The sequence below is a fragment of the Pseudomonas sp. NCIMB 10586 genome (assembly GCF_023127895.1).
Taxonomy (GTDB): domain Bacteria; phylum Pseudomonadota; class Gammaproteobacteria; order Pseudomonadales; family Pseudomonadaceae; genus Aquipseudomonas; species Aquipseudomonas synxantha_A.
Genome location: NZ_SPKQ01000050.1, coordinates 225,304 through 237,920 on the forward strand (window position 1 = coordinate 225,304; position 12,617 = coordinate 237,920).

The 12,617-nt window shown below is 61.4% G+C and carries 8 protein-coding genes; 7 read left to right on the forward strand and 1 reads right to left on the reverse strand.

Going from position 1 to position 12,617, the window contains the following annotated elements; all coding sequences use genetic code 11:
- The first annotated feature begins 73 nt into the window (after positions 1-73).
- The 4 genes from treC (at position 74) to E4P01_RS24675 (ending at position 5,873) form a co-directional block, all read left to right on the forward strand.
- Complete coding sequence (treC, locus tag E4P01_RS24660) at positions 74-1,720, forward strand: alpha,alpha-phosphotrehalase (protein ID WP_216092070.1); 1,647 nt, start codon at positions 74-76, stop codon at positions 1,718-1,720.
- A 68-nt stretch (positions 1,721-1,788) separates the two neighbouring features.
- Positions 1,789-3,009, forward strand: coding sequence for a carbohydrate porin (locus E4P01_RS24665; protein ID WP_005791151.1), 1,221 nt, complete (start codon positions 1,789-1,791; stop codon positions 3,007-3,009).
- 48 nt (positions 3,010-3,057) lie between these two features.
- Positions 3,058-5,592: a phosphoenolpyruvate--protein phosphotransferase gene (ptsP, locus tag E4P01_RS24670; RefSeq protein WP_216092069.1), complete on the forward strand. Its 2,535-nt coding sequence runs from the start codon at positions 3,058-3,060 to the stop codon at positions 5,590-5,592.
- A gap of 2 nt (positions 5,593-5,594) precedes the next feature.
- Entirely contained in the window at positions 5,595-5,873 is a 279-nt protein-coding gene (locus E4P01_RS24675) for a PTS transporter subunit EIIB (protein ID WP_216092068.1), read from the forward strand.
- A 136-nt stretch (positions 5,874-6,009) separates the two neighbouring features.
- Here E4P01_RS24675 and mltF read toward each other — a convergent pair whose 3' ends face one another.
- A complete protein-coding gene (gene mltF, locus E4P01_RS24680; RefSeq protein ID WP_005791148.1) occupies positions 6,010-7,470 on the reverse strand; it encodes a membrane-bound lytic murein transglycosylase MltF in 1,461 nt (486 codons plus the stop codon).
- A gap of 286 nt (positions 7,471-7,756) precedes the next feature.
- On the opposite strand from mltF, the gene purL reads away from it, so the two are divergent.
- From purL to E4P01_RS24695, 3 genes are all read left to right on the forward strand, one after another.
- Positions 7,757-11,653, forward strand: coding sequence for a phosphoribosylformylglycinamidine synthase (gene purL / locus E4P01_RS24685; protein WP_032879622.1), 3,897 nt, complete (start codon positions 7,757-7,759; stop codon positions 11,651-11,653).
- 4 nt (positions 11,654-11,657) lie between these two features.
- Entirely contained in the window at positions 11,658-11,969 is a 312-nt protein-coding gene (locus E4P01_RS24690) for an NGG1p interacting factor NIF3 (RefSeq protein ID WP_078822248.1), read from the forward strand.
- 309 nt (positions 11,970-12,278) lie between these two features.
- On the forward strand, positions 12,279-12,572 hold the full coding sequence (locus E4P01_RS24695; RefSeq protein ID WP_248130152.1) for a DUF6124 family protein: 294 nt from the start codon (positions 12,279-12,281) through the stop codon (positions 12,570-12,572).
- The last annotated feature ends 45 nt before the right edge of the window (positions 12,573-12,617 follow it).

The following is a 12,617-nucleotide window of genomic DNA, read 5'->3' on the forward strand; positions in this document are numbered from 1 at the left end:
TCAACTGTGGGAGCTGGCTTGCCTGCGATGAGGCCAGAAGGGCCAGCACCCAACTCTACTGAAGGAACCCACCATGCAAACCTGGCAACACTCGGTGATCTACCAGATCTACCCCAAAAGCTTCCACAGCCACGCGGGTAACGCTACCGGTGACCTGCTGGGCATCGTCGACAAGCTCGACTACTTGCACTGGCTGGGCGTGGATTGCCTGTGGGTCACCCCGTTTTTGCGCTCACCCCAGCGCGACAACGGCTACGACATCAGCGATTACTACGCCATCGACCCCAGCTACGGGACCATGGCCGACTGCGACTTGCTGATCAGCGAAGCGGCCAAGCGCGGCATCAGGCTGATGCTCGACATCGTGGTCAACCACACCTCCGTCGAGCACGAGTGGTTCCAGCAGGCACGCAGCAGCCTCGACAACCCTTACCGCGACTTCTACATCTGGCGCGATCAGCCGAACAACTGGGAGTCCAAGTTCGGCGGCTCGGCCTGGGAATACGAAGCGCAGACTGGCCAGTACTACCTGCATCTGTTCGACCACACCCAGGCCGACCTCAATTGGGACAACCCCAAGGTGCGCGCCGAAGTGTTCAAGATGATGCGCTTCTGGCGTGACAAAGGCGTGGGTGGGTTCCGCCTGGACGTGATCAACCTGATCTCCAAGCCCGCCGATTTCCCCGAAGACACCAGCGACGGCCGCCGCTTCTACACCGACGGCCCGCATGTGCACGAGTACCTGCAGCAAATGCACCGCGAAGTCTTCGACGGCCATGACCTGATCAACGTGGGCGAGATGTCGTCCACCCGCCTGGAACACTGCATTCGCTACTCGAATCCGGCCTCGAAAGAGCTGTCGATGACCTTCAACTTCCATCACCTGAAAGTCGATTACCCCAACCTGCAAAAGTGGGTAAAGGCCGATTTCGATTTCCTGCAACTCAAGCAGATTCTCTCTGATTGGCAGACAGGCATGCAGGCCGGTGGCGGTTGGAACGCGCTGTTCTGGTGTAACCACGACCAGCCACGAGTGGTTTCGCGATTTGGTGATGACGGCGAATATCGCGTGGTCTCGGCCAAGATGCTTGCCACCGCGCTGCACTTCCTCCAGGGCACACCCTATGTGTACCAGGGCGAAGAACTGGGGATGACCAACCCGGGCTTTGACAGGATCGAACAATACCGCGATGTAGAAACCCTGAATATCTTCCGACTCAAGCGCGATGCGGGAGAGTCCGAAGCATCGAGCATGGCGGCGATCATGCAGAAGTCCCGCGACAACGGGCGTACGCCGATGCAGTGGAACAGCCAGGCCAATGCCGGTTTCAGTCGTGGCGAGCCCTGGATTGGCATCCCGGACAACGCCGCGCGCATCAATGTCGAAAGTCAGCTGGATGACCCGGACTCGGTGCTGCATCACTACCGAGCATTGATCGCCCTGCGGCGCCGCGAACCTCTGATCCAGCAAGGCGTTTATCGCCCGCTGCTGCAAGACCATCCCAAGGTTTGGGCCTACCTGCGTGAAGGCCAGGGCGAGCGCCTGCTGGTGCTCAACAACTTCTACGGCACGCCGTGCGAAATCCAATTGCCCGATCAGGTGATCAACGCGGCGTGCGAACAACGTTTGCTGATCAGCAACTACCCCGACTGCCCGGTGCGCACGAGCACGGTGGTGTTGCGCCCTTACGAATCGTTTGTGCTGCACCTCAAGGGCTAAGCCGCCCTACGGGCGATCGCGTCACGCAAGACAGTAAGAAATAACAATAAAAATAAAAGGAGCGCTTCATGAAAACAAAAATAAAGCTGGGTCTTATCGCCTCTTGCCTCGCTGCGCCGTTTGGCGCCCAGGCTCTGGAATTCGCCGGTTACTTGCGCAGCGGCGCAGGCACATCGACGGGCAGTGGCAAGCAGCAATGCTTCCAACTACCGGGGGCGCAAACCAAGTACCGCTTGGGCAACGAATGCGAGCAATACGCTGAGCTGGAATTGCGCCAGGACCTGCTGACCCTCGATGACGGGTCGGTGTTCAGCGTCGATGCCATGGCTTCCCTCTACAACCAGTACGACCGTGCCCTGAAATTCCAGGGCGAAAACAACGGTTCGGCGCGTATGCCGCAGATGTACGCGCAATGGTCCAACCTGCCCAGCCTCAATGGCGGTTCGCTGTGGGCCGGGCGGCGTTACTACAAGCGTAACGACATCCATATCTCCGACTTCTACTACTGGAACCAGAGCGCCACCGGAGGGGGAATCGAGGACGTGCTGATCGGCGGCTTGAAATACAGCTACGCGCTGTCACGCAAGGACAACCTGTACCAGAAGGAATACGCCACCCGTCACGACTTCAACGTCGCAGGTTTCAATACCAACCCTGGCGGCGAGCTGGAGCTTGGCTTGAGCTACATCGCCAAGGCTGGCGGGCGTGACGCCAACAGCGGATGGGCGCTGACCGCGCAGCATGTACAAGCTGCATTCCTGGGGGGCAAGAACAAGTTTGCCCTCCAGTACGGCGAAGGCCCAGGTACCGGCCTGGGCTATACCGGCAATACCGCGTTGGACAGGAGCAGCAAAAGCTACCGGGTAGTGGAGTTCTTCGACTGGCAGGTGACCCCGCGTTTCGGCGGGCAAGTTGAAGCGGTGTACCAGAAAGACGTGCGCCCAGGGCGCCAGGACCAGAATTGGATCTCCCTCGGCGTGCGCCCGGCGTATGCCATCAGCGAGCAATTCAAACTGGTCGCTGAGCTGGGTCACGATCAGGTTGACGCCACGGGGGGCACGCGCAAGTTGAGCAAATTCACGTTCGCTCCGACCTGGTCGCCCAAAGGTCCTGAGTTCTGGGCTCGGCCGGAAGTGCGGTTGTATTACACCTATGCGTCCTGGAACCAGGCGGCCAAGCGTGCGGCCAATGAGCTGGCGGCGGGTTCGGCATTATCTGATACCGGTGCCTATGGCACTGCGCGGCATGGCTCGAACATGGGTGTACAAGTCGAGTACTGGTGGAAGTAATTCGGTAGCTCCCAATGATCTTTAAAAAACACAACAACAGGTGAAGTCATGACCCCATCTAAACCCCTGACACTGCTGGCGCCCCTGTCCGGGGTCCTGCTGGCGCTGGATCAGGTACCCGACCCGGTATTTTCCGGTCGCGTGATCGGCGACGGGCTGTGCATCGACCCGACCTCGCAGACGCTCTGCGCGCCGTTGGCCGGGGTGATCAGCAACATTCAGGACAGCGGTCATGCGGTCAGTGTCACCGACGACAACGGCGTGCAGGTGTTGCTGCATATCGGTCTGGACACCGTGAACCTGGCTGGCCAGGGCTTCACCCGTCTGGTCGAGGAAGGCCAGCGGGTGGAGGCTGGGCAGCCGCTGATAGAGTTCGATGCCGACTATGTGGCGCTCCAGGCACGCAGTCTGCTGACCTTGATGCTGGTGGTGAGCGGCGAGCCGTTTGAGCTGTTGGTGGCGGACCGGGTGTTGGTCGAGGCCGGCCAGCCACTGTTGCGAGTATCGCCCGGGCAGGTATCTGCCGAGCTGGATGAGGAGGAGGGTAACGCGCTGTTCTCCAAGCCACTGACCGTGCCCAACGCTCATGGCTTGCACGCCCGGCCTGCGGCGGTGCTTGCCCAGGCGGCGAAAGGGTTCAACTCGAGCATTTACCTGCACAAGCAAACCCAGAGTGCGAATGCCAAGTCCCTGGTGGCGATCATGGCGCTGCAGACCTGTCAGGGCGACAGCGTGCAGGTGAGCGCGGCGGGCGAAGATGCCGAGGCGGCGATCCAGTCACTCGTAGCGTTGTTGCTCGACGGCTGTGGCGAGACCTTGCCGGTAGCGGTCGAGAAGATCAACACGCCCGCCGCACCGGCATCTTCGGCCACCGTGTTGCGAGGTGTCTGCGCATCGCCGGGCTCGGCGTTCGGCCAGGTCGTCCAAGTGGCTGAGACGGCGCTCGATATTCCCGAAGCTGGCGCCGGAGAAACCTTTGAGCGGGCCGCATTGGCGCGTGGCCTACGGGCGGCAAGCGAGGCGCTGCAAGACTTGCAAGCCAAGGCGGCCGGCAGTGCCCAAGCCGAAATTTTCCGCGCCCATCAGGAATTGCTTGAAGATCCAACCCTGCTGGAACAAGCCTATAGCCTGCTGGCCGAGGGCAAGAGTGCCGCCTTTGCCTGGAACCGCGCCACAGTGGCGACCGCCCGACTCTTCGAGGGCTTGGGTAAGGCACTGCTCGCTGAACGTGCAGCGGACTTGGCCGATGTTGGTCAGCGCGTACTCAAGTTGATCCTGGGCGTGCCCGAGCGATCCATGGAGCTGCCGGAGTGCGCCATCCTGGTCGCCGAGCAACTGACACCCTCACAAACCGCCGGCCTGGATACCGGTAAAGTCCTGGGCTTCGTCACGGTCGCCGGTGGCGCTACCAGTCATGTGGCAATCCTTGCCCGCGCGCTGGGCCTGCCCTCTGTTTGCGGGGTGCCGAGCCAGGTATTGGCCCTGGCCAACGGCAAACGGGTACTGCTCAATGCCGACAAAGGCGAACTGCATCTGGAGCCGGACCTGGCTGAAATCGAACAATTGCAGGCGGTTCGCCAACAGCAAAAGCTGCGACTGCAACGTGAGGTGGCACAGGCCTCACGGGCGGCGGTCACCCGCGATGGGCATCACGTTGAAGTCACCGCCAATGTCGCCTCGTTGCAGGAAGTGGAGCAGTCCCTGACCCTGGGCGGGGAAGGCGTGGGCCTGCTGCGTTCGGAGTTCCTTTACCTGGACCGCAACCGCGCCCCGAGCGCGGAAGAACAGGCTGGCACTTACAGCGCCATCGCCCGTGCCCTTGGCAGCGAGCGCAACCTGGTGGTGCGCACCCTGGATGTGGGCGGCGACAAACCCTTGGCCTATGTGCCGATGGAGAGCGAGACCAACCCGTTCCTTGGCCTGCGCGGTATTCGCCTGTGCCTGGAGCGCCCCGAACTGCTGCGTGAACAGCTGCGCTCGATCCTTGCCAGTGCAGGCTTGGCGCGACTGCATATCATGTTGCCGATGGTCAGCCTGCTGTCGGAGCTGCACCTGGCGCGCAAGATGCTCGAAGAAGAGGCATTGGCGCTTGGGCTGACCGAGTTACCGAAGCTGGGCATCATGATCGAAGTCCCCAGCGCAGCGCTGATGGCGGATGTGTTTGCGCCCCATGTGGATTTCTTCTCCATCGGCACCAACGACCTGACCCAATACACCCTCGCCATGGACCGCGACCACCCGCGACTGGCCAGCCAGGCCGACAGTTTCCATCCGGCGGTACTTCGCCTGATCGACATCACGGTCAAAGCGGCCCATGCCCACGGCAAGTGGGTGGGGGTATGTGGTGCGCTGGCCTCCGAAACAGTGGCAGTGCCGGTATTGATCGGGCTCGGCGTGGATGAGCTGTCGGTCATCGTGCCGCTGATCCCGACCATCAAGGCCACCGTGCGTGAGCTGGACCTGCACGACTGCCAGATCATCGCCCGCCAGGTGCTGGGCCTGGAAGAAGCCAATCAAGTGCGTGAGGCCCTGCGCCTGTACCACGCGGCCACCGTTGAAACCTCATCTGTCGTGGAGCACTGAGCATGTTCGAGAAATTGCAGCGGGCGTTCTGGAAAGCCCTGACGCCTGATTTGGTGGCGGAGACGGTTGCCACACCGACACCGAGCCTGTTGTCGGCCGAGGTGCTGAGTGCATTGGGCGGGGAGGGGAACGTTACGTCACAGCAGCGCGTGGCGCTGACGCGTGTGAGGGTGCAATTGAAGGAGGTGGGTGGGTTGGATGAGTCGGCGTTGAAGGCTGCCGGTGTACCCGCAGTAATGGTACTGCCGGGCGGCGTGGTCCATCTGCTCACCGGCCTATAAGGCTACGATGATCAAATGTGGGAGCCGGGCTTGCCCGCGATAGCAGTGTGTCAGGCGCCGAATACCTTGACTGTCAGGCCGCCATCGCGGGCAAGCCCGGCTCCCACAGGGATTTGCGGTGTGCGGGCTGTCGTGGTCAGAGTTGAGGGCTGTCCTGCGGCGGCTTGGTCTTGTCCACACCCGGCACATGCAGGTTGCCTTCCACCACCTGGTTGCCTTCCAGCTGCGGCTGGGTCACCCAGGTAAGAATGTCGTAGTAACGCCGGATGTTCGCTACAAAATGTACCGGCTCCCCGCCACGCGCATAACCATAGCGGGTCTTGCTGTACCACTGCTTCTGCGACAAGCGCGGCAGCATCTTCTTCACGTCCAGCCACTTGTTCGGGTTCAGGCCTTCTTTCTTGGCCAGGATACGTGCATCGTCCAGATGACCGGTGCCGACGTTATAGGCGGCGAGGGCAAACCAGGTGCGGTCGGGCTCGGCGATCTTGTCGTCCAGCTCATCCTTGATCCTGGCCAGGTACTTGGCGCCGCCCATGATGCTCTGCTTGGGGTCCAGGCGGTTGGACACGCCCATGGCTTGGGCGGTGTTCTGGGTCAGCATCATCAGGCCGCGCACGCCGGTCTTGGAGGTGACCGTCGGTTGCCACAGCGATTCCTGGTAGCCGATGGCTGCCAGCAGCCGCCAATCGACTTTCTCTGCCTTGGCATAGGCACGAAAGTGCTTCTCGTACTTGGGCAGGCGTTGTTGCAGATGCTGGGCAAAGGTATAGGCGCCCACATAGCCGAGTACGTCGACATGTCCGTAATAGCGGTCTTTCAGACGCTGCAACGTGCCGTTCTTCTCGACCTTGTCCAGGTAGCTGTTGATTTCGTTGAGCAGGCTGTTGTCGTCGCCTGCCGCCACGGCCCAGCTTTGGTTGCTGGCATTGCCGAGGTCGAACGCCACGCGCACATTGGGAAAGTACACCTGGTTCATGGCGACTTCGTTGGAGTCCACCAGGGTCAGGTCGATCTGCCCCTCGTCGACCATGCGCAGCAGGTCGACTACTTCAACGGCGTCGGACTCTTCGTATTCGATTGCAGGATTCTGCTTCTTCAGCGCCGCTAGTTGTTCGGCGTGGGTGCTGCCCTTGAGCACCATGATCTTCTTGCCCGCCAGATCGGCTGCATTGGTGGGGCGCGATTGGCCGTTGCGATAGATGATCTGCGGGGTCACTTCCAGGTACGGGTGGGAAAAACGCACCTGCTGCTGGCGCTGCTCGCTGCTGACTAAACCGGCGGCGGCCAGAACCGGGCCGTTGGGTTTGCCCAGCTGACCGAACAGGTCATCGAGGTTGTCGGCGGTCTCGATCTCCAGCTTCACGCCCAGCTCGTCGGCAAAACGCTTGACCAGTTCATATTCGAACCCGGTCTCACCGTTACGGTCCTGGAAATACGTGGCCGGACTGTTCCGGGTGACCACCCGCAATACGCCATCCTCCTTGATTCGCTCAAGCGTGCTGGGCTTATCAACACAGGCACTGAGCGTCAGGAAGAGCAGGGTGGCGATGAGCCATTTGACCCATCGCGGGCGCAAAACAGTTGGGGAGAACATCTGCGCAGTATACGCAAACGGCCCGTGGCGCCATATCTCGACAGCGCTGCACTTGTCTGCTAGCGCGGTTAAAACTGTGCTGCAGCCCGCAGAAACGCGGCCTGGAGCGCCATTGTGACGGTTAAAATAACTGCCCTCGACACCGCGGATTTCCTGCCGATGCCGTGCAAACCCTGCCAACTGACGTTCGGCAGCGGCCACCGGTGCCGTTTCGGGTGCCGTTGGCGAAGGTTTACGCTAGAATGCACGGCCTCAAAGCACACCCCTTCCCGAGGCTGTCCCGAAGATGTTGATCCTGCGCGGCGCTCCTGCCCTTTCTGCCTTTCGCCACAGCAAACTCCTTGAGCAACTGAGCCAGAAGGTTCCAGCTGTTACAGGCCTGTACGCTGAATTTGCTCACTTCGCCGACGTTACCGGCGTCTTGACCGCCGACGAACAGCAAGTGCTGGCACGCCTTCTGAAGTACGGCCCAAGCGTTCCCGTTCAAGAGCCGACTGGCCGCTTGTTCCTGGTTCTGCCGCGGTTCGGCACCATCTCGCCCTGGTCGAGCAAGGCCAGTGACATCGCCCGCAACTGCGGCCTGGATAAAATCCAGCGCCTGGAGCGTGGGATCGCCTTTTACGTCGCTGGCCAGTTCAGCGATGCCGAAGCCGAGCTGATCGCCAGCAGCCTGCATGACCGCATGACCCAGATCATCGTTAGCCAGCTGGAGCAGGCTGCCGGCCTGTTCAGCCACGCTGAGCCCAAGCCGCTGACCGCGATTGACGTGCTCGGCGGCGGCCGCGCCGCCCTCGAGAAGGCCAACACCGAGCTGGGCCTGGCCCTGGCCGAAGACGAGATCGACTACCTGGTCAACGCCTTCACCGGCTTGAAGCGCAACCCCCACGACATCGAACTGATGATGTTCGCCCAGGCCAACTCCGAGCACTGCCGTCACAAGATCTTCAACGCCAGTTGGGATATCGACGGCCAAAGCCAGGAAAAAAGCCTCTTCGGCATGATCAAGAACACCTACGTGATGCACAGCGAAGGCGTTCTGTCGGCTTACAAGGACAACGCCTCGGTCATCGTCGGCTCCGTCGCCGGTCGCTTCTTCCCGGACCCGGAAACCCGCCAGTACGGCGCGGTGCAGGAGCCGGTGCACATCCTGATGAAGGTTGAAACCCACAACCACCCGACCGCGATTGCCCCGTTCCCGGGCGCAGCCACCGGTTCCGGCGGCGAAATCCGTGACGAAGGCGCCACCGGCCGTGGCGCCAAGCCCAAGGCGGGCCTCACCGGTTTTACCGTGTCCAACCTGCAGATTCCGGGCTTCGAACAGCCGTGGGAAGTGCCGTACGGCAAGCCTGAGCGCATCGTCACCGCGCTGGACATCATGATCGAAGGCCCCCTGGGCGGCGCCGCGTTCAACAACGAATTCGGGCGTCCGGCGCTGACCGGTTACTTCCGTACCTTCGAACAATCCATCACCACCCCGCGTGGCGATGAAGTGCGCGGTTACCACAAGCCGATCATGTTGGCCGGCGGCATGGGCAACATCCGTGAAGAACACGTCAAGAAAGGCGAGATCCTGGTCGGCTCCAAGCTGATCGTGCTCGGCGGCCCGGCGATGTTGATCGGCCTGGGCGGCGGCGCGGCTTCCTCCATGGCCACCGGCACCAGCTCGGCAGACCTGGATTTTGCTTCCGTACAGCGCGAAAACCCTGAGATGGAACGCCGCTGCCAGGAAGTCATCGACCGTTGCTGGCAATTGGGCGACAAGAACCCGATCAGCTTCATCCACGACGTCGGCGCCGGCGGTTTGTCCAACGCCTTCCCGGAACTGGTCAACGATGGCGACCGCGGTGGCCGTTTCGAACTGCGCAACATTCCAAACGACGAGCCGGGCATGGCCCCGCACGAAATCTGGAGCAACGAATCCCAGGAACGTTACGTGTTGGCCGTCGGCCCTGAAGACTTCGCACGCTTCCAGGCCATCTGCGAACGTGAGCGTTGCCCGTTTGCCGTGGTCGGCGAAGCCACTGCCGAGCCGCAGCTGACGGTTACCGATAGCCACTTCGGCAACAGCCCGGTAGACATGCCGCTGGAAGTGCTGCTGGGCAAAGCCCCGCGCATGCACCGTTCGGCGGTACGTGAAAACGAACTGGGCGATGATTTCGACCCAAGCACGCTGGAGCTGGCCGACAGCATTGAGCGCGTGCTGCACCACCCGGCCGTGGCGAGCAAAAGCTTTTTGATCACCATCGGCGACCGCACCATCACTGGCCTGGTTGCCCGTGACCAAATGGTTGGCCCATGGCAGGTGCCGGTGGCCGACGTTGCCGTCACCGCCACCAGCTTCGACGTGTATACCGGTGAAGCCATGGCCATGGGCGAGCGCACGCCGCTGGCCCTGCTGGACGCACCGGCGTCGGGCCGCATGGCCATTGGTGAAACCCTCACCAACATAGCCGCCTCGCGTATCGGCAAGCTGTCCGACATCAAACTGTCGGCCAACTGGATGTCCGCTGCCGGCCACCCCGGTGAAGATGCGCGCCTGTACGACACCGTCAAGGCTGTCGGCATGGAGCTGTGCCCGGAACTGGGTATCACCATTCCGGTGGGCAAGGACTCCATGTCCATGGCCACTCGTTGGAATGATGAAGGCACCGACAAGAGCGTCACCTCGCCACTGTCGCTGATCGTCACCGGTTTCGCACCGGTCACCGACATCCGCCAGACCCTGACCCCGCAACTGCGCATGGACAAGGGCACCACCGACCTGATCCTGATCGACCTGGGACGTGGCCAGAACCGCATGGGTGCCTCGATCCTGGCGCAGACCCATGGCAAGTTGGGCAAACAGGCACCGGACGTCGATGACGCCGAAGACCTGAAAGCCTTCTTCGCCGTGATCCAGGGCCTCAACGCCGACGGTCACCTGCTGGCTTACCACGACCGTTCCGACGGTGGTTTGCTGACCAGCGTTGTCGAAATGGCCTTCGCCGGTCACTGCGGCCTGAATATCGTGCTCGACAGCGTTGCCGAGGATGCTGCCGAAATCAACGGCATCCTGTTCAACGAAGAGTTGGGCGCCGTGATTCAGGTGCGTCAGGACGCTACCCCTGATGTACTCGCCCAGTTCAGCGCTGCCGGCCTTGCCGAATGCGTGGCGGTGATTGGCCAGCCGATCAACAACGGCGAAGTCAATATCTCGTTCAACGGCGACACGGTCTTTACCGGTCAGCGCCGCTTGCTGCAACGCCAGTGGGCCGAGACCAGCTACCAGATCCAGCGCCTGCGCGACAACGCCGACTGCGCCGAGCAGGAATTCGACGTGATCCTGGAAGAAGACAACCCGGGCCTGAGCACCATGCTCAGCTTCGACGTCAACCAGGACATCGCCGCGCCTTACATCAAGAAGGGCATTCGCCCACAGGTTGCCGTACTGCGTGAGCAGGGCGTCAACGGTCAGGTGGAAATGGCCGCGGCGTTCGATCGCGCCGGTTTCAATGCGATTGACGTGCACATGAGCGATATCCTCGCCGGTCGCGTTGATCTCAACGAGTTCAAAGGCCTGGTGGCCTGCGGTGGTTTCTCCTACGGCGACGTGCTGGGTGCCGGTGAAGGCTGGGCCAAGTCGGCCCTGTTCAACAGCCGTGCTCGCGACGCGTTCCAGGGCTTCTTCGAACGCAACGACAGCTTCACCCTGGGTGTGTGCAACGGTTGCCAGATGATGTCCAACCTCAGCGAACTGATCCCGGGCAGCGAGTTCTGGCCGCACTTTGTGCGCAACCGTTCCGAGCAGTTCGAAGCCCGTGTCGCCATGGTGCAGGTGCAGGAGTCCAACTCGATCTTCCTGCAAGGCATGGCCGGTTCGCGTATGCCAATCGCCATCGCCCACGGTGAAGGCCATGCCGAGTTCGCCAGCGAAGAAGCGCTGCTTGAAGCCGACCTGTCCGGCACCGTGGCCCTGCGTTTCGTCGACAACCACGGCAAGGTCACCGAAAGCTACCCGGCCAACCCGAACGGCTCGCCACGCGGCATTACCGGCCTCACCAGCCGCGACGGTCGCGTCACCATCATGATGCCGCACCCGGAGCGCGTATTCCGCGCCGTGCAGAACTCGTGGCGCCCGGAAGAGTGGAACGAAGACGGCGCCTGGATGCGCATGTTCCGCAACGCTCGCGTGTGGGTGAACTAAGGCCGTGTACAAGCTCGCCTTCTTCGTGCCCCACAGCCATGTGGAGACGGTGAAAACCGCCGTCTTCGCAGCCGGCGGCGGGCGCATCGGCGACTACGACAGCTGCGCCTGGCAAGTGCTGGGCCAGGGCCAATTCCGCGCGTTGGACGGCAGTCAGCCGTTTATCGGGCAGGTCGGCCAGGTTGAAGTGGTTGAGGAATGGAAGGTTGAGCTGGTAGTGGCGGATGAGTTGATTGTGGCTGTTGTGGCTGCTCTCAAACTTAGCCACCCGTATGAGACTCCAGCGTATGAGGTGTGGCAGTTGGCGGATTTTTGATCGGCTGGCTGCATAAACAAGAAACCCGCTGGGCCAGTTTGGTCAGCGGGTTTTTTGTTGGCTGTAAGTGCCAATCGCAGGCAAGCCAGCTCCCACATTTGACCCCGTTGTCAGACCGTACATCAATCCCATGTGGGAGCTGGCTTGCCTGCGATGGCGTCGGTGCAAGCGCCTCAGAACTTTCCGACAAGCCTTTCAGGTTGTCCGTCGGAACTCGCACAACTAACCTTCGCCAGTCGCTGCCAATTCAGTGACCGGGACTGCAAGCCTGAAAAATCACTAGGAGCCTATTCCATATGGAGTTTAATGATGATCAGCGACAACTTGCTAACTGGTTCAATCTCATCTCAAGCCGAGTCCCGCCAAGCTGGTGATTTACCGTCCGACCAGATCTTCACCGTAATACCCAGTCTGAACATCGAAACCCTGCTCGCCAATGCTTCCCAAGACCTGGCATCCGTGCAGGCACTGGCGGGTCATCTGGCTTTTGATGTCGACGGTCCGCAGCGTGATGCCGTGCTGGGGATTCATCGAATGGTTGAGGGCATCCAGTTGATGGTGGATCGGGTGCTGGATTTAGTTGAAGTGCCTGAGCAGAAGTAATCAGGCGCCTGTGAGGGCCAATCGGGAGCAAGCCCCCGATGAGGC

Bases quoted from the DNA above. Each gene is read 5' to 3' on its own strand.
- treC (WP_216092070.1), top strand. From the start codon at position 74: ATGCAAACCTGGCAACACTCGGTGATCTACCAGATCTACCCCAAAAGC.
- E4P01_RS24665 (WP_005791151.1), top strand. From the start codon at position 1,789: ATGAAAACAAAAATAAAGCTGGGTCTTATCGCCTCTTGCCTCGCTGCG.
- ptsP (WP_216092069.1), top strand. From the start codon at position 3,058: ATGACCCCATCTAAACCCCTGACACTGCTGGCGCCCCTGTCCGGGGTC.
- E4P01_RS24675 (WP_216092068.1), top strand. From the start codon at position 5,595: ATGTTCGAGAAATTGCAGCGGGCGTTCTGGAAAGCCCTGACGCCTGAT.
- mltF (WP_005791148.1), bottom strand. From the start codon at position 7,470: ATGTTCTCCCCAACTGTTTTGCGCCCGCGATGGGTCAAATGGCTCATC.
- purL (WP_032879622.1), top strand. From the start codon at position 7,757: ATGTTGATCCTGCGCGGCGCTCCTGCCCTTTCTGCCTTTCGCCACAGC.
- E4P01_RS24695 (WP_248130152.1), top strand. From the start codon at position 12,279: ATGATCAGCGACAACTTGCTAACTGGTTCAATCTCATCTCAAGCCGAG.